The organism is Pseudomonas sp. D1-36 (assembly GCF_051132205.1).
Lineage (GTDB): Bacteria > Pseudomonadota > Gammaproteobacteria > Pseudomonadales > Pseudomonadaceae > Aquipseudomonas.
Window position 1 is genome coordinate 3,197,717 of the sequence record NZ_CP071674.1, and the last position, 17,143, is coordinate 3,214,859.

The 17,143-nt window shown below is 60.9% G+C and carries 13 protein-coding genes; 3 read left to right on the forward strand and 10 right to left on the reverse strand.

Translation table 11 applies throughout. The features are described 5' to 3' along the window. Positions 1–2: 2 nt before the first annotated feature. From J3P76_RS14105 to J3P76_RS14145, 9 genes are all read right to left on the reverse strand, one after another. Entirely contained in the window at positions 3–257 is a 255-nt protein-coding gene (locus tag J3P76_RS14105) for a hypothetical protein (RefSeq protein WP_434611122.1), read from the reverse strand. Then, a complete protein-coding gene (locus J3P76_RS14110; RefSeq protein ID WP_434611121.1) occupies positions 254–433 on the reverse strand; it encodes a hypothetical protein in 180 nt (59 codons plus the stop codon). The genes J3P76_RS14105 and J3P76_RS14110 overlap by 4 nt, the downstream gene beginning before the upstream one ends. A 115-nt stretch (positions 434–548) precedes the next feature. Next, on the reverse strand, positions 549–674 hold the full coding sequence (locus tag J3P76_RS14115) for a hypothetical protein (RefSeq protein WP_434563761.1): 126 nt from the start codon (positions 672–674) through the stop codon (positions 549–551). Between the two features lie 167 nt (positions 675–841). Then, positions 842–1,021, reverse strand: a complete 180-nt coding sequence (locus tag J3P76_RS14120; RefSeq protein WP_420766540.1) for a hypothetical protein — start codon at positions 1,019–1,021, stop codon at positions 842–844. 155 nt (positions 1,022–1,176) lie between these two features. After that, on the reverse strand, positions 1,177–2,352 hold the full coding sequence (locus tag J3P76_RS14125) for a lactonase family protein (RefSeq protein WP_434700861.1): 1,176 nt from the start codon (positions 2,350–2,352) through the stop codon (positions 1,177–1,179). Then, complete coding sequence (locus tag J3P76_RS14130; protein WP_434563757.1) at positions 2,339–2,635, reverse strand: DUF5629 family protein; 297 nt, start codon at positions 2,633–2,635, stop codon at positions 2,339–2,341. The genes J3P76_RS14125 and J3P76_RS14130 overlap by 14 nt, the downstream gene beginning before the upstream one ends. A 238-nt stretch (positions 2,636–2,873) precedes the next feature. Then, the gene (locus J3P76_RS14135) at positions 2,874–4,454 is read right to left on the reverse strand and encodes an aldehyde dehydrogenase (NADP(+)) (protein WP_434700862.1); all 1,581 of its coding nucleotides are present in this window, start codon (positions 4,452–4,454) and stop codon (positions 2,874–2,876) included. Positions 4,455–4,467: 13 nt separating this feature from the next. Next, entirely contained in the window at positions 4,468–5,460 is a 993-nt protein-coding gene (gene araD1, locus J3P76_RS14140; protein WP_434611116.1) for an AraD1 family protein, read from the reverse strand. Between the two features lie 157 nt (positions 5,461–5,617). Beyond that, positions 5,618–6,940: an MFS transporter gene (locus J3P76_RS14145; RefSeq protein WP_420766545.1), complete on the reverse strand. Its 1,323-nt coding sequence runs from the start codon at positions 6,938–6,940 to the stop codon at positions 5,618–5,620. Between the two features lie 193 nt (positions 6,941–7,133). On the opposite strand from J3P76_RS14145, the gene J3P76_RS14150 reads away from it, so the two are divergent. The 3 genes from J3P76_RS14150 to J3P76_RS14160 all read left to right on the forward strand — a co-directional run bounded on the left by J3P76_RS14150 (position 7,134) and on the right by J3P76_RS14160 (position 14,575). Next, the gene (locus J3P76_RS14150; RefSeq protein ID WP_434700863.1) at positions 7,134–8,846 is read left to right on the forward strand and encodes an IlvD/Edd family dehydratase; all 1,713 of its coding nucleotides are present in this window, start codon (positions 7,134–7,136) and stop codon (positions 8,844–8,846) included. A 205-nt stretch (positions 8,847–9,051) separates the two neighbouring features. Then, entirely contained in the window at positions 9,052–9,777 is a 726-nt protein-coding gene (locus J3P76_RS14155) for a FadR/GntR family transcriptional regulator (RefSeq protein WP_434563751.1), read from the forward strand. Between the two features lie 112 nt (positions 9,778–9,889). Next, a complete protein-coding gene (locus tag J3P76_RS14160; protein WP_434700864.1) occupies positions 9,890–14,575 on the forward strand; it encodes a dermonecrotic toxin domain-containing protein in 4,686 nt (1,561 codons plus the stop codon). A 149-nt stretch (positions 14,576–14,724) separates the two neighbouring features. Here the strand turns inward: J3P76_RS14160 and J3P76_RS14165 are convergent, their stop codons facing one another. Continuing rightward, positions 14,725–17,100 carry an efflux RND transporter permease subunit gene (locus J3P76_RS14165; protein ID WP_434611108.1) on the reverse strand — a complete coding sequence of 792 codons (2,376 nt, stop codon included), beginning with the start codon at positions 17,098–17,100 and terminating at the stop codon, positions 14,725–14,727. Positions 17,101–17,143: the final 43 nt, after the last annotated feature.

Below are 17,143 nucleotides of genomic sequence, written 5' to 3' on the forward strand. Positions count from 1 at the left end.
ATTTATCCAGCGCTGCACATGCGCGCTTGGGCGCAATCAATTTGAAACGGCCCGAACACCGCCGCCCTCGGCTTGACCGGCGGGTTCCCCACCAACACACCCAGCGCCCTGGCGGTGAGGATGTTGTGGGCGATGTTGTGGTTGCATTCGATGGTCCGCGCCAACGACCCCGCCGACGCCTGACCCAATCCAAGCAATGAAAAGCCATTGGTGATGAATGCCAGGAAGGCGATCACCCAGAATTTGCACCTGCTCATGCTCCGGACGCTCCTTTCGCGACGGCATGCGTGACGCTCACGGCTGAAGCCTGGAGGGAGGGTTCCGCAACGTTTTGGTATTGGGTGCCGAGACTGACTACCAGCACCAGCGTTACGTAGAGGCCGATGGCCAGGTAGGCGCCGCGCTTGGCGCAGATGAGGATTGCACTGGCCATGGGAGGCTCCGTGGGCATGTTTGAATGCCCACAGAATCAATCAAATAAACCGTTATGAGTAGCGACTAATATGCATAGTCACCATCAGTTTAATTGATCGATAAAAGTTATCCGCTCAGTCGCTCAACAAGCTCAACAATCGCTCGCGAGCCACTTCCAATTCACCGGGAATCGGCTGGGCCGCCGAAACAATCGGGGTGGAATAAAGGAACAGCAACATCACTGCCAGACGCATCGCCATGGTGTCGATCCTTATTAGCAAGGAGTCAATTAACTAGCGTCAAATTTAACCACATGGCTATGTGACATCACAACAAAACTTTCCTCCTGAACGCACGAAGCCTGCGATCTTGTCTCTCCGTCTTCGATGAGGAGATGAAAAGATCGCAGGCTTCAGTGTGAGCGTGCTCAGTGTTGAGTCTTGTGATCCAGCGCCGCGTAGAAGTTGGCGCTCTGTTGCAGGTATTTTTCGGTGTAGCTCTGGGTGCGGTTTTTCTTGTCGCTGATCTCGATGCTGGCACTGGCGGGCAATGCCACGGTGGCGGAGATGGCGGAAGCGGCGATCACGGAAAAAAGATTCATGTTCATGGCGGTAATCCTCGGATTCAGTTGGCTGACTTGCCCGGTGGGGCCGTGAAGCAAACTTACGCGCCGAGGCGTCTCGTCTTGAAATGCTTTGTAATACTAGCGACTATCAGTCTCGTTGATACAACTCCGAAAGCCCCGAAAATCGGGGCCTCGGGTTATTGACGAACGAGGAATTTCACATCGCTCGGTGCGTCCATGGGCAGCTTCTGGACGGTCTTGCCCAGCAGGCCGGTCTTCGGATCGCGCTCGATGACCACGATCTGATTGCTTTTCTGATTGGCGACCAGAACGAATTTTTCGCTCGGGTCCAGGCTGAACTCTCGAGGATGATCACCCTCGACGGAGCGTCGCTGCAGCTCTTTCAAGGTGCCGGAAGCCGGGTCGACGGCGAACACCAGCATCTCGTTTGTGGTGCCACGATTGCTGACGTACAGGAACTTGCCGTCTTTGGAAGCATGGAGCGCTGCTGCGGCTTTACCTGGCTGCGGCTTTCCATCGGCCAGCGCGACAAGCTGGCGCTGGGTCAGGCGACCGTCCTGGTAATCGAACACGGCCACCTGGGCCGTCATTTCCATCGTCAGCCAGGCGTGCTTGCCATCCCCACTGAACAATAGATGGCGCGGTCCGCTGCCCGGTGGCAACTGCACGAACGGCGGATCGGCAGGCGTCAGCGGCATTTCGTGGTTGGCCTTGGGGTCGTAACGGTAGACAAACACCTTGTCTGCCCCCAGGTCGTTGGCGAACACATATTTGCCATCGGGTGACGACACCGAGGAATGCACATGACCCGACTTCTGCCGCTCGGAATTGACCCGACTCGGCTGATGGCTGCCCATCTGCACCACCGGCGCCAACCTGCCATCCGCGCCCACCGGCAACACCACCAAGGTGCCGCCCGGGTTTTCCAGGACGGAATAATTACTCACCAGCAAATGCTGGCCATCATGGCTCAGGCTGGAGTGGGTCGGCTCGTTGCCCAAAGATTGCACTTGGTTGATCAGGCTCAGTTCAAAGGTCTTCGGGTCGATGGCGTAGCTGCTGACCTTGCCCACCGGGTCTTTCTGGCCCGGCCCGTTTTCGTTGACCACGAACAACCGGGTCATGTCCTTGGAAAGGGTCAGCCAGGAAGGGTTGTGCGTCTTGATCACTTGCAATGGGTTGGCATCGATCTGGCCGGTGCGGCTGTCGAATCGCAGGCGGTAGATGCCCTGGCTCTGGTCCGCCGTGTAGGAACCCACCAATAACTGATGGCGCTCGCCAGTGTCCGCCTGGACGCCCATGGCGCCGACGCTGCCGGCCATCAACAAGGGCCAGAAACTACGCATCTTCATGATCGGAGTCCTCATCGTCGTGGCCGCTGGTCGCTTCCACGCATTCCAAGTGGTGATCGCCCGAATCGCTGGTGATGATCCAATGCTTCTGGGCTTCGTCGAAGGTCGCGGCCTGCATCTGCGCCTCAGTGAAACGCCAATGCTCGCGGGTGCGACCGTTCATGCACTCGACGTGCAATTGATCTTGCTCATCGAGGGAGAAATCGAACGCGTGCAGCCCGTCGATGATCAGCATGTCGCAGTGTTCGAGGGCATGCAGCAGGGTGTCGGTTACGGCAGTCATGTTGATCAGTCGGTCATTGGGAAAGCCAGCATGATAACCCAATGTAGGAGTGAGCCTTGGGCCATAAGGTTCGAAAGCAGTGTTGCCTGACATATCGCTTTCGCGAGCAGGCTCGCTCCCACAGGGGATCTCCAGTGAATGCAAAATTTGTGTTCGCTGAAAATCCAACTGTGGGAGCGAGCCTGCTCGCGAAGAGGCCGGCACATTCAACTCGAATGTAACGACCTCACCGCAACCCTCAAAGCGCCTCGCGCCCCGGCACCCCATCCACCAACCGCAGGATACCCAGCGGATTGGCGTTTTTCAGCGGTTCCGGCAGCAGGCTGTCCGGGTAGTTCTGGAAGCATACCGGACGCAGGAACCGGTCGATCGCCAGCGTACCCACCGACGTGCCACGGGCATCGGATGTCGCCGGGTAAGGCCCGCCATGGACCATCGAATCACACACCTCCACGCCGGTTGGATAGCCATTGAGCAAGATGCGCCCGACTTTCTGCTCCAGCAACGGCGTCAGCTCGCCAAACTGTTCGAAGTCCTCCGGCTCGCCAATCATCGTGGCGGTGAGCTGGCCATGAAGACCGTTCAGGGCTGCGGTCAGTTGCGCCTGGTCCGCGACTTCGACGAACACCGTGGTCGGGCCGAAGACTTCTTCCTGCAACGCTTCGTCGCTGTTGATCAGCAGGCTGGCATCGGCCTTGAACAATTGCGGCTGGGCCTGGTTGCCCTGTTGATCGCGACCGGCCAGGTGTTCGATGCCCGGGTGAGACAGGAGCTTCTGCAAGCCCTTGCCGTAGCTTTGCAGCGTGCCGGCGTTGAGCATGGTCTGCGGCGCCTGGTCGCCGATCAGCGAAGCTACCTGCTGGGTGAACGCGGTGAATTCCGGCGAGCGGATGCCGATCACTAGGCCAGGGTTGGTGCAGAACTGACCACAGCCCTGCACCACCGAGGCGGTCAAGTCGCGGGCAACGCTGTCGGCGCGGTTTTTCAAGGCCTGCGGCAATACGATTACCGGGTTGATGCTCGACATCTCGGCAAACACCGGAATCGGCTGGGGCCGAGCGGCCGCCATGTCGCACAGGGCGCGCCCGCCCTTGAGGGAGCCGGTGAAACCGACGGCCTGGATCGCCGGATGCTTGACCAGCCATTCGCCAACACCACCGCCGTAGATCATGTTGAACACCCCGGCCGGCATCGCGGTTTTTTCCGCTGCGCGAACGATCGCATCGGCCACGTGCTCGGCGGTCGCCATGTGGCCGCTGTGGGCCTTGAACACGACCGGGCAACCGGCGGCCAGGGCGGCGGCGGTGTCACCACCGGCGGTGGAAAATGCCAGCGGGAAGTTGCTGGCGCCGAACACGGCCACCGGACCCAGGCCGATGCGGTACTGACGCAGGTCCGGACGCGGCAGCGGCGTGCGCTCCGGCAAGGCGCGATCGATACGCGCACCGTAGAAATCGCCACGGCGCAGGACCTTGGCGAACAGGCGCATCTGGCCGCTGGTGCGACCGCGCTCGCCCTGGATGCGGGCCGCTGGCAAGGCGGTTTCGCGGCAGACCACGGCGACGAAATCATCGCCCAGGGCGTCCAGCTCATCGGCGATGGCGTCGAGGAACTCGGCCCGGCGCGCCGCGCTCAAGCTGCGGTAGATCGGATGCGCCGCCGCAGCGGCCTTGGCGGCCGCGTCGACTTCTTGCTCCGTGGCCTGGACGAATTCATGGGGCAAGGCCTCGCCGGTGCTGGCGTCGACGCTCTGCAGGCGAGTCTGGCCGGCCGCGCTGCGCGCACCGCCGATGTAGTTGTGACCAAGGATCTGGTTCATCGCAAGTCTCCTCTTAAAGTGTGCCGATAGTACCCGGATTGAATACCGCGTCTACCGGGGCAATGCCGTTGACCAGCGGCGCGCCGAACTCGGCCTGGCTGATTTCGAACACGTCCCCCGGCTGGGTGCGGATGCCGTCGGCGAACGACAGCGTCGCGGTGCCGAAGAAGTGAACGTGAACGTCCCCCGGGCGCAGGAACTGACTGTACTTGAAGTGGTGGAATTCCAGGTTTTCGAGGCTATGGCACATGTTCGCCTCGCCGCTGAGGAATTCGTTCTGCCACAACACTTCGCCGTTGCGCAGGATACGACTGGTCCCGGACAGATGTTGAGGCAATTCACCCACGCGAAGTTCCGGGCCAAAGCTGCAACTGCGCAGTTTCGAATGGGCCAGGTATAGATAATTCTTGCGCTCCATGACGTGATCGGAAAATTCGTTGCCCACCGCGAAGCCCAGTCGATACGGCTTGCCATCGTGCCCAATGACGTACAGGCCGCTGATCTCCGGCTCTTCGCCGGCGTCTTCGGCAAACGGTGGCAACGGGAACGGATGGCCCGGGCGGACCACGATGCTGCCGTCGCCCTTGTAGAACCATTCCGGCTGCACGCCGGCCTGCCCGGCCTGTGGTTTGCCGCGCTCGACGCCCCATTTGAAGATGCGCATGGTGTCGGTCATCGCTGCTTCGTCGCCGGCCTGTTGGTGCATCTTGTCCCGGGCCGAAGCGCTGCCCAGGTGGGTCAGGCCGGTGCCGCTGACCAGCAAGTGCGCCGGGTCCGGGTGGTCCAGCGGCGGCAGGATACGCAGTTCGCCGAGCAGTTGCGCGTAGTCATGGCTCGCCCCCAGGCCCAAGCCGTTGACCTGCTGCTCAAGCTTCACGCCCGCCTCGATCGCGGCCAGCGCCAGCTCCCGCACAGTGGCGGCGCCCTGCACTTCACGTACCTGATCGCCCTCGACCACACCGACGCGGCGCTCGCCGTTACTCAATTCGAACTGAACTAAACGCATGGGTTTTCTCCCGTAAACAAATTTTGACCTCTGTGCAGTCCCCTGTGGGAGCGAGCCTGCTCGCGAAAACGGTCTGACAGTCGACATTATTGGTGGATGGAAAACCGCTTTCGCGAGCAGGCTCGCTCCCACAGTTTTTCAGCGTCAGCCCTCAGATTCAGCTACGCGTCGCCCCCCGGGCGCTCGCCGCGAACTGATCCGCCGGCAGCACATGCTTGCGCTCCAGCAGGCGATAGACCACGCCGGTCAGCACCAGGCCGAACACCATCACGCACGACAGGAAATAAAGCCCCGAAGCCAGGTTGCCGGTGTACTCCTTCAGCGCACCGATCACGAACGGCCCGATGTAGCCACCCAGGTTGCCCACCGAGTTGATCAACGCAATGCCCGCCGCCGCGCTGGCGCCAGCGAAGAAACGTCCTGGCAAGGTCCAGAACACCGCTGTGCAGGAGAACAGCGCGAATGCCACCAGGCACAGCGCGGCCAGTTGCAACACCGGTACCGACAGCCAGGCACTGAGGAACAGGCCGATGGCGCCCAGTACATACAACACGGCGAGGTGACCGTAGCGATCATTCAAGCGATCGGAACTGCGGGGAATGATCAACAGGCCGATGATGCCGAAGATATACGGTACGGAAGACACAAAACCGGTCACCAGGTCACTGCCGCCAAACTGCTTGATCAGTGTCGGCAACCACAAGCCCAGGCCGTAGATGCTCAAGGTCACTGGCAGGTAGAACAGCGCCAGCAGCAAGACTCGCTTGTCTTTCAGCGCATGCAATGGATTGCCGTGGCGCGTCTGGCCGTATTGCTCGAGGTCTTTTTGCAGCTCGCCGGTCAGCCAGTCCTTCTCGGCCTGGTCCATCCACTTCACTTGTTGCGGGCCATCTGGCAGATAGCGCAGCACGGGCCAGGTCAACAGCACCGCCGGCAGGCCGATGACGATGAACAGCCACTGCCAGCCATGCAGGCCAAGGATGCCATCCATGCCCAGCAAGCCACCGGACACAGGGCCGGTGATCATCATCGCGATGGGTTGGGAAAGAATGAACAGCCCGAGGATCTTGCCACGATGGCGCACCGGGAACCATTGGGTGATGTAGTACAGCACGCCCGGGAAGAACCCGGCTTCGGCCGCACCCAGTAAAAAGCGCATCACGTAGAAACTGTGAGGCCCTTGTACAAACGCCATGCCAATGGTGATGGCGCCCCAGGTGATCATGATCCGGGCGAACCAGCGCCGGGCACCGAAGCGTTCGAGCATCAGGTTGCTGGGGATTTCCAGCAGGAAATAACCGATGAAGAAAAGTCCTGCGCCCAGGCCATAGGCGGCGTCGCCGATGCCGATGTCGGCACCCATGTGCAACTTGGCGAAGCCCACCGCAGAGCGGTCCACGTAGGCGATCAAGTACAGCAGGATCAGGAAGGGAATCAGTTTGAGAGTGATGCGACGAATAAGCCGCAATTCCTGGCTCATGGGGCCGGTCTCCGATTGTTGTTGTTATAGAACCTTGGGGGATTTCTCTCGCGAACGAACGCCAGGACAACCCCTCCGTTGAATCGGACTATATAGTAATACTATTTACTCAACAACACTTCCAAACCGCGCAAATTGCGCTTATGTTACGCTTCAGCTCGAACAATATAGTCATACAATAAGAGAATCGATCATGTCTGATAAGAAACCCTCCCTGCGCTCGGCCCAATGGTTTGGCACTGCCGACAAGAACGGCTTCATGTACCGCAGCTGGATGAAAAATCAGGGCATCGCCGACCATCAGTTCCACGGCAAGCCGATCATCGGCATCTGCAACACCTGGTCGGAGCTGACGCCGTGCAATGCGCACTTCCGCCAGATCGCCGAGCACGTCAAACGCGGCGTGATCGAGGCTGGGGGTTTCCCGGTGGAATTCCCGGTGTTCTCCAACGGCGAATCGAACCTGCGCCCGACCGCCATGCTGACCCGCAACCTGGCGAGCATGGACGTGGAAGAGGCGATTCGCGGCAACCCGATCGATGGCGTGGTGCTGCTCACCGGTTGCGACAAGACCACCCCGGCCTTGCTGATGGGCGCCGCCAGTTGCGACGTGCCGGCCATCGTCGTCACCGGTGGCCCGATGCTCAACGGCAAGCACAAGGGCCAGGACATCGGATCAGGCACGGTGGTTTGGCAGTTGAGCGAGCAGGTCAAGGCCGGCACCATCACCATTGACGACTTCCTCGCCGCCGAGGGCGGCATGTCCCGCTCGGCCGGCACCTGCAACACCATGGGCACGGCCTCGACCATGGCGTGCATGGCTGAAGCCCTCGGCACTTCCCTGCCCCACAACGCGGCGATTCCGGCCGTGGACGCCCGTCGTTATGTGCTGGCCCACATGTCCGGCATGCGCGCGGTGGAAATGGTCCGTGAAGACCTGAGATTGTCGAAGATCCTGACCAAGGAAGCCTTCGAAAACGCCATCCGCGTCAACGCCGCCATCGGCGGGTCGACCAACGCGGTGATTCACCTCAAGGCCATCGCCGGACGCATCGGCGTGCAACTGGACCTGGACGACTGGACCCGCATCGGTCGTGGCATGCCGACGATCGTCGACCTGCAGCCATCCGGGCGCTTCCTGATGGAAGAGTTCTACTATGCCGGCGGCCTGCCCGCCGTGCTGCGTCGCCTGGGTGAAGCCAACCTGATCCCTCACCCGAACGCGCTGACAGTCAACGGCAAGAGCCTCGGTGAAAACACCAAGGACGCGCCGATCTACGGCCAGGACGAAGTCATCCGCACCCTCGACAACCCGATCCGCGCCGACGGCGGTATCTGCGTGCTGCGCGGCAATCTGGCGCCATTGGGCGCAGTGCTCAAGCCATCCGCCGCCACGGCGCAACTGATGCAACATCGTGGTCGCGCGGTGGTGTTCGAGAACTTCGACGAGTACAAGGCCAGGATCAACGACCCGGAACTGGACGTCGATGCCGACTCGATCCTGGTCATGAAAAACTGCGGGCCGAAGGGTTATCCGGGCATGGCTGAAGTGGGCAACATGGGCTTGCCGGCCAAGCTGCTGCGCATTTCCGATGCGCGCATGAGCGGCACCGCCTACGGCACCGTGGTGTTGCACGTGGCGCCGGAGGCCGCGGCTGGCGGACCTTTGGCCGCCGTGAAAGAAGGCGACTGGATCGAACTCGATTGCGCCAGTGGCCGCTTGCACCTGGACATCCCGGACGCCGAACTCGCCGCGCGCCTGGCCGACCTCGCACCACCGCAACAATTGCTGGTGGGCGGCTATCGCCAGTTGTACATCGACCATGTGCTGCAAGCGGACCAGGGCTGCGACTTCGACTTCCTGGTGGGCTGCCGCGGCGCCGAGGTGCCGCGTCACTCCCACTGACCCCGTCACCTCCCTGTGGGAGCGAGCCTGCTCGCGAAAGCGTTGGACCAGCCGGCATTTATGTTGCCTGAACCACCGCATTCGCGAGCAGGCTCGCTCCCACAAGGGGTCTGCGTCGACCTTGAGAACTCGCACTAGCGACCCGTCATCGCCGCGCCTGCTATCATGCGCAGCACCCCACGCACACAGGATCGCGCCGCGTCCCATGGATTACCGTAAACCCTCCGACCGCAAAAGCATGCATGCGCGCATCGTCCAGGAACTGGGCAGACAGATCGTTTCCGGCCGCTTCAAGCCCGACGACAAACTGCCCGCCGAAGCGTTGCTGTGCGAAGAGTACGCCGTCAGCCGCCCCGTGCTGCGCGAAGCCACGCGGGTGTTGGTCGCCAAGGGGTTGGTGTATTCACGGCCGCGAGTGGGCACGGTGGTCAAGGCCCGTCGGGAATGGCACATGCTCGACCCGGACGTACTGCACTGGCTGATGCAAAGCAGCCCGCAGAATGAATTCTTCGGCCTGCTTACCAGCGTGCGCAGCATCATCGAACCAGCCGCCGCCGCGCTCGCCGCGCAGTTCGCCACCGACGAAGACATTGCCGCCATCAGCGAAGCCTACCAACGCATGGAAGCGGCACCGACTCCCGAAGCGCTGCTGCAACCGGACCTGGATTTCCACAGCCGCATCGCCGACGCCACCCACAACGACCTGCTCGCCAACCTCTGCAACATGTTGTCCGTGGCCATTGCCGAAGCGCTCAAGCACTCCAACCAGCGGCCCAACCTGCATGAACTGGCGATGCCGCGACACAAGGCGATCCTCACCGCCATCGAGAACCGCGACGCCCTCGGCGCACGCCACGCCACCCTGGTGCAATTGGATGATGCCCGCAGCGCCTTGAACGTGGTGTTGGGCAGCGATCCCGCCCCGGCCTGACACAAGCCATCCCCAGCGGGTGGTACCTATATACCGCACGCAGGGAAAGAGAATCCCGACACTTGACTCTCGCCGTCATCCCGACGGCCATGCGTCCAGAAAAGGAATTCTCATGAACACGCTCTCCTCGGCCGGCAGCCCGCCGGCCGCCGCGCACACCATCAACCCGATGTCCGCCCGCCCGACCTTCAAGCAGGTTGTCCAGCAGGTGCTCGGGCAAGCCCTCAGGGAAAAATACCCCGCGCTGGCCATCGACCTCGACAAGACCCGACTGGCGACACCGAACGAGGCCGCCCAAGGCTGGAACTACCAACCCTTCATGCCCTTGGTGCTCGATTACCTGGCCCTCGGCACGCCAGTGGATTTCAGTTCACGGGGTAATTTGGACTGTTATCTGTCCGACTCGGTCCCCAGCCGTCTCTGGTCGGGCAACGACAGGCTCGACATGGAGGTTGTCGAGAAACTGCTGCATGAACTGCCCTGGACCGTGCCGATCGGGCTCGAAGAAGCATTGACCCGCTATTGGAACGGCGATGCCGAAACCATCTCCCACACCCGGGTGGCTGCCCGCACCAGCCGCTGGCATTGGCTGGGCGATACGCTGAGGATCACGTTGCATATCCGCAGGCTTCAGCAACCGGGCCTGACGGTGCCCGCCTGCGAGGCGCTGGACCAGATCGTCCGGTGGCCGGACCGCGAGCAGCGTTTCCAGCGCAATGCCTCTGCGGTATACGTGTATGGCCTGAACAGCGTGCTGACCAAAGGCGCCGTGTCCTCGGTGCTGCCGAGCATCGATCTTCTGCTCATGCATTACACCGAGTACGGGCTTACGCTCTTGCTATGCAGCCCGGGCGCCGCCATCCGACCTTTCGAATCGCTGGACGCCTTCAATCGCCATTGGCGCGAACAGATCGCCAATCGCTATGTGGTCGACACGATCACTTGCCAACGCTACGAGCTCGACGGCGACGTTTTCGACACCCAGGCCGCGCTGATCCTGGAGCAACAACTCACCGAGCTGAAGGCCGTGCAACTGCCGTCAAAAATCGGCCTGGCGAACCTCAGTGCGCTGTACAGCGACTTGAGCGACCCGACGCGATGCCTGCGCGATGCACCAAGGCTGACGCCTGAGACATCGGCTCGACTCGCGCCGCTACTCCCCGATTGGTTGAAAAATGCATCCCTGGCCGATTGCGGCCGATTCCAGCGGTACAGCCTGGCGCTGGCCAGTCTCAGGAGTCGGATTCAAGGCCCAAGCCACCCCAGCGACATCAAGGCCTTTGCCGCCGAGGCGCTGCTCACGCAAATGAACAAAACCAATGACATCAGCCCGGACAAGGCCGACCCCAGCCAGTACCAACCCGATGATATCGAGCTGATCTTCACAGTGTCCGCGGGATATCCCGGAACGGCCGGTATCAGCGAGCGCAGGACGATGAGCCTTACCCGCCTGGCCATCGACAATCTTGTCGCCCGTCCCAGCGGCCATCTGCAACTCGCCCACCGGCAGGGCCTGTCATTGCCGGCCTGGCTGACAACAGATTTCATCACCCGCAAGAACGGGCTGATCGAGCAAGTCGACATCGGCACGACCTATCCTCGCTACCTGCAACAAGAGCTGTTGGGCGACTCGTCCCAAGCCCGTGAGCAGCAAAAGATATTTGCCGAACAGGTCCCGGCGCAGTTACCGCTCGAAGCGCTGCGGCAGGTGCTCACCGAAAAAAACGGCATGACCCGCCAAGGGCTGCGCCTCATCGAAGCGGTTTTCCAACCCGACACCGAGGGTCGACAAGTCGACGGGCAGCCCGTTGTCATGCGTCACCTGGCCTTTCTGCGCAAACCCCAGGCCCAGCCCGACATCGCGAGCAACATGTTTATCGTCGAAGCACAGGACGCCAGCACCGGCCCGCATCTGTTGTACCGTCCGCTGTACGTGCCCTCGCTGATGGAGTTTCCCACCCGCCTGGCGCTGCAACAGGCCATCGCCACTACGGGTGACCTGCAAACCAGCGTCCTGACCTGGATGTCCGACGCGGCGCGCTCGGTGTATGCCAACGGTGGCTTTACGGAGCCGCACATCGTGCGTTTTTTCCAGGGCGACGAATTCAGCGCCCCCGAAAAACCCGTCCCGGCCACGCTTGCCACCGATGGCATGAATGACGAGTTGCTGCAGTACCTGCACCGAGGCGAACTGCTCCAGTACCTGTATGGCTGCAACGCCCAGGCCTTGATCACACAGGCCGACCGAAACTCCGTCTCGAACAGCGAAAGCCGCTGGGCGGCATTGCTGGAAGGCGGCAGCCTGTTGTTCAACACGTTGCTGTTCCCGTTGTTGCGCGGCCCGGCCATGTCCGCGGTCTGGTTATGGAGCTTGATGGCCAGCGCCAGTCGCGACATTCCCGCCCTGATCAGCGAAGACCCTGTGACACGAGAGTTGGCTGCCGTCGATTTTCTGGTCAACCTCGCCATGCTGACCAGCCAGTTGCACGCCAGCCCGCTGCCACCACGCGTGCCCATCGCCGAAACGGTCAAGGAGCAGGCCATGCAGCCCCCTGCTCCACGTGCCATGGCCGAACAATGGCCGGCGCCGCCGGTGCCGGCCATCCTGGAAGGATCCGTTTCCCTGCCCGACGCGCATTCCGGCGCCCTCAACCGCATTCTCGATTTCAGTTTCACCGGCGCCCGTCATCGCCTAACGTCGCAGCAACGCACCCAACTGGCACGCATGCAAGTACCCCGCCCCGAGTCTCTCCCCGAACCGATCCACTACGGTCCCTTCAAAGGTCTCTATGTGATCGGTAACAAATGGCACGCGCTGGTGAACGAAAACTTGTATCGAATCAGCCCGGAAGCGGACGGCAGCACCAGGATCGTCGACCCGCTCGACCGGCTCAGGATGGGCCCGGCGCTGCAAACGGATGGCCAAGGCAACTGGTCCATTGACCTGGGCCTGCGCCTCAGGGGGGGCATGCCGCCTAAACGCATTGCCGAGCAACGGCAACTGAACGTTAAGAGAACCATCACCTTGATCGAAGAGACAAATGCGATGAGGAAGCGCATTGATAGGTTGCAAACGGAGCTGGACGTCGCTCAACAGATACTCAACAGAGTAGAAAATGACAGCACCAAAACCGAAAACCAGCGGGGCCCCAGGCGCAAAGTGTTCTATGACCTGAACAAAGAACAGGTCGACATTTACCTGACAATGCTCGACAGGGCGCCGGAACATGCCAGGTTGGGTATCGATATTCCCGCCAAGGAAATCCGTGCGCTGATGGAAAATGTGGTCATCAATGCGCGCAGGGCGGTATTGGTCACTGATATGGAGCAACGCGCCCTCAATGCAGCCAACCCGAACTATGGGGAAGAATTGGTGTTGACGGCCGTCACTTCCAACATGAGGGACTATCTGAAGTTCCTCGACCAAACAGCCGAGATCAATGAGCAGGCCATCCACTGGCTGGAGCTCAAGGATGAATACCTCGACAGGCTATTGAACCTGGACAGCGCAGGCGCCCAGGCCTACGAGCGCCTGGTCAAAGACCGTCCCCTGGACGAGAGAAATGCCTTGGGCTCCAAGGCCCTGCAACTGGCGACATTGCCGTTGCTGTCGATCAAGCACCCGGAGAGCGACCTGCCCGACAGCTTGTTTCGTATCGTCCAGCCTTTGGGAGAGCAGGTGCGCTCGCACTCGGAACTGGGCATGTACGACCTGCCTGAGCTTGAGCATCTGGAAGTGTTGGAAAGCCTGACCGAGCGATACGCCAAGACGCTGGATGCCTTGCTCGGCATGAAGACGCTCTATATCGACGACATCAACGAAGCGTCCTTCGACAAGCTGATCTCACTGGTCGACAGCCTGTACCAAGACGCCTCCAGCAAGCTTGCCGCCGAAGTCAAACCCGAGCCAAAACCTCGCAAGCGCCCGTCAAAACGGCCTAAGTCGCCCTCCGGCCGTCCTCAGAAGAAGGTGATCAAGACGCGAAAGAACGGCGTGCTGATTGGCGACCTGAAGCCTGCGGGTACCAGCTTGCCGATCGAAGTCGTGGAGCTGCGCTCGCAAGCCAATGACGAGGTGCTTTCCACGTATTCGCAACACGACGATGTCTGGGATGTCGTCGAAGTGCGTCGACCACGCCCCGCTCCCCGAACGCGCTCCATCAAAGCAATCAAGGCCGATGCACAGGGCCTGCTGGGGCAGTTGGCGGAACGCCTGCGCCGCGCCGATGCCTACAAAAAGCGCTGCCGACATCCCCAGGAGATCGAAGAAATCATGAGCAACGAAGCCAGTCGCTTCCGTGTGCTCGCCGATGAACTGGACCGCGCCTTCACAGCCTCGAAAACATCTCGCACAGCGGCGGACCAGGCGCTGGGCAAGCAATTGTCGGATGCGATTTCAAGCCTGGGCAGCAAAGGCAGTGCCTTGCGCACCGAACTGAGCCTGCACCTGCCGCCCACCGACGGCAACCTTCGCTACTTGTTCGATAAAAACCTGATTCAAGTCGCGCTGCTCGGCAAGCGCCAGCCCTTGAAGGGCACCCGCAAGGACTTCCTCCAGGAATACGCGGTCAACGACCGCAAGGGTTTCCCGCTCTGGTATGGGCATTTTCACTATGAAACGGTGGATTCGCCGAAAGCTGACTACACCGTCGCCCACCTCAAGACCAAGGAACAACGCCACGAACACTATCATTCGCTGCTTGCCAAGGCCGATAGCCCTTATGCGGTTGTAAACGTGCACCGTGGACAGATCGGCCGATCATTGGCCCAAAGCAGGTTTCTACCGTTGGCGCCGTGATCGAGGCCCATGGAAACCTGTGGGAGCGAGCTTGCTCGCGATGGCGGATGGACATTCAACACCTTCATTGACTGTCACACCGCTATCGCGAGCAAGCTCGCTCCCATATCAGTTCACCACCTGGGCTGTGCCGAAGGTACTGCCATCGGTCAATGGGCGAACAGCGAATTGCCCTTCTGCCCCGCCAGTTTTTCCGGCTTGATCAGAAAGCGCGCCAAGGCCGGCAGCAGCCACAACGCGCCGAACATGTTCCACAGCAGCATGAACGTCAGCATCAAGCCCATGTCAGCCTGGAACTTGATGGCCGAGAAGATCCACGTGCACACCCCGATCGCCAGGCACAGCCCGGTGAACAGCACCGCTTTGCCGGTGGACTTCAGCGTCTGGTAATACGCTTCCTGCAACGGCAGGCCGGCCCGCAGGAAACTCTCCAGGCGACTGTAGATGTAAATGCCGTAGTCCACGCCGATCCCTACACCCAAGGCCACCACCGGCAGGGTCGCGACCTTCACGCCAATCCCCATGAAGGCCATCAACGCGTTGCCCAACACCGACGTCAGCACCAGCGGCAGGACGATGCACAGCGTCGCCGGCCAGGAGCGGAAGGTGATCATGCACATCGTCGCGACGCAGATATAAACCAGGATGAGGATGATCAGCTCCGATTCCTTGATCACTTCGTTGGTGGCGGCCTCGATGCCGGCGTTACCGGCGGCCAGGATGAATTCCAGGCCATCGCGGTTGTTCTCCTTGGCGAAGTCCTGCACCGCCTTCACCGCGCGGTCCAGGGTCTCGGCCTTGTGGTCGTTGAGGAACACCAGCACCGGCGCCAGGGAACAGCTGTTGTTGTACAGGCCATCGGCCCGGGCAATGGAGCTGTTGAGCACATCGGGGTTACGGGAAAGGGTTTCCCATTTCAGGTTGCCCTCGTTCATGCCCTTGATCATTTGCTTGGACACGGTCACCAGGGAAATCGCCGATTGCACGCCCTCGGTGTTCTGCATCTTCCACATCAGCTCGTCGATCGGCGCCATGGCTTCATAGCGCGAGCAGCCTTCGGCCTTGGTCTTGACCATCACCACCAGCACATCGGAACTGGTGGAATAGTTGCTGATGATGAAATTGTTGTCTTGGTTGTAGCGCGAATCCGGTCGCAGCTCGGGTGCGCCCTGGTCCAGGTCGCCGATCTTCAGGTTCTGGCTGTACCAGAGGCCGCCGCCGAAAGCGAGTACCGCCAAGGCAATCGACACCGGCGCGACCTTGGCACTGGCGAACTTCGACAGCAGGCGCCAGAACGGATGCTCGCGGGTCGCGTCTTTCTTGCTGCGCTCGACGGCCCGCTTGCTGATGCCTACATAGGAAATCGCCACCGGCAACAGGATCAGGTTGGTGAACACGATCACCGCCACACCGATGGAGGCGCCGATGGCCAGTTCGCGAATCACGCCGATGTCGATGATCAACAAGGTAATGAAGCCGACGGCATCGGCCAGGATCGCGATCATCCCCGGCAGGAACAACTGGCGGAAGGTACGCCGGGCAGCCGTCAGCGCGTTGTCCGCTTCGCTGGACTGCAAGGCGATGCCGTTGATTTTCTGCACGCCATGGGAAATGCCGATGGCAAAGATCAGGAACGGCACCAGCATCGAATAGGGGTCAAGGCCAAAGCCCGCCGCGTGCATCAGCCCCAACTGCCAGACCACCGCCACCAATGTGGTGCTCAACACCGCCACGGTGCTGCGCATGCAGTTGGTGAACCAGTACAGGAGGATCAACGTAATCACGAAGGCCACGCCAAAGAACATCACCACCATGACCAGGCCGTCGATCAGGTCGCCGACCTTCTTGGCGAAACCGACGATATGGATCTGCACATTGGGGTTCTGGGCTTCGAACTTGTTGCGGATCTTGTCTTCAAGCTCATGGGAAAACTTGCGGTAATCCAGGGCGAGCAACTTGCCTTGGTCTTGCGGGTCCGGGTAGGACTCCAGCAGCGGGATATCGATGATGCTCGATTTGAAGTCGTTCGCCACCAGGCGCCCGACCTGGCCGGACTTGAGCACGTTGTTGCGCAACAAGTCGAGGCTGTCCGCCGAGCCATCGTAGCTCTGGGGAATCACCTCACCGCCGGCGAAGCCCTCCTCCGTCACCTCGGTCCAGCGCACGCTCGGGCTCCACAGCGACTTGAGCCCGGAGCGGTCAACGCCGAAGATATAGAACACTTCATCGTGGATCTGGCGCAGGGTCTCCATGTATTCCTTGGAGAAAATGTCGCCGTCAGTGGCTTCAACGGAGATCCGCACCGTGTTGCCGAGGTTCGCCAGATCGTTGCGGTGTTCGAGCATCTTTTCGATGAAAGGATGCTCGAGGGGGATCATTTTTTCGAAACTGGTGGAGGGCCGGATCAGCGTCGCTTGCCAGAAAAGGAAGATGCTGACCAGCAGGCAAATGACGATCACTGCCGGGCGGTTGTTGAAAATCAGGCGTTCGAGAAACGTCGCCTTGTCTTGATGATGACTGCTCATGGGGTCCGCCTTGTTGTTATTGTGCCCGTCTGACAGGTCCGGC

Coding starts and splice junctions, on each gene's coding strand:
- J3P76_RS14145 (WP_420766545.1), bottom strand. CDS start 6,940: ATGAGCCAGGAATTGCGGCTTATTCGTCGCATCACTCTCAAACTGATT.
- J3P76_RS14150 (WP_434700863.1), top strand. CDS start 7,134: ATGTCTGATAAGAAACCCTCCCTGCGCTCGGCCCAATGGTTTGGCACT.
- J3P76_RS14135 (WP_434700862.1), bottom strand. CDS start 4,454: ATGAACCAGATCCTTGGTCACAACTACATCGGCGGTGCGCGCAGCGCG.
- J3P76_RS14165 (WP_434611108.1), bottom strand. CDS start 17,100: ATGAGCAGTCATCATCAAGACAAGGCGACGTTTCTCGAACGCCTGATT.
- J3P76_RS14155 (WP_434563751.1), top strand. CDS start 9,052: ATGGATTACCGTAAACCCTCCGACCGCAAAAGCATGCATGCGCGCATC.
- J3P76_RS14125 (WP_434700861.1), bottom strand. CDS start 2,352: ATGAAGATGCGTAGTTTCTGGCCCTTGTTGATGGCCGGCAGCGTCGGC.
- J3P76_RS14105 (WP_434611122.1), bottom strand. CDS start 257: ATGAGCAGGTGCAAATTCTGGGTGATCGCCTTCCTGGCATTCATCACC.
- J3P76_RS14160 (WP_434700864.1), top strand. CDS start 9,890: ATGAACACGCTCTCCTCGGCCGGCAGCCCGCCGGCCGCCGCGCACACC.
- araD1 (WP_434611116.1), bottom strand. CDS start 5,460: ATGCGTTTAGTTCAGTTCGAATTGAGTAACGGCGAGCGCCGCGTCGGT.
- J3P76_RS14120 (WP_420766540.1), bottom strand. CDS start 1,021: ATGAACATGAATCTTTTTTCCGTGATCGCCGCTTCCGCCATCTCCGCC.
- J3P76_RS14115 (WP_434563761.1), bottom strand. CDS start 674: ATGGCGATGCGTCTGGCAGTGATGTTGCTGTTCCTTTATTCCACCCCG.
- J3P76_RS14110 (WP_434611121.1), bottom strand. CDS start 433: ATGGCCAGTGCAATCCTCATCTGCGCCAAGCGCGGCGCCTACCTGGCC.
- J3P76_RS14130 (WP_434563757.1), bottom strand. CDS start 2,635: ATGACTGCCGTAACCGACACCCTGCTGCATGCCCTCGAACACTGCGAC.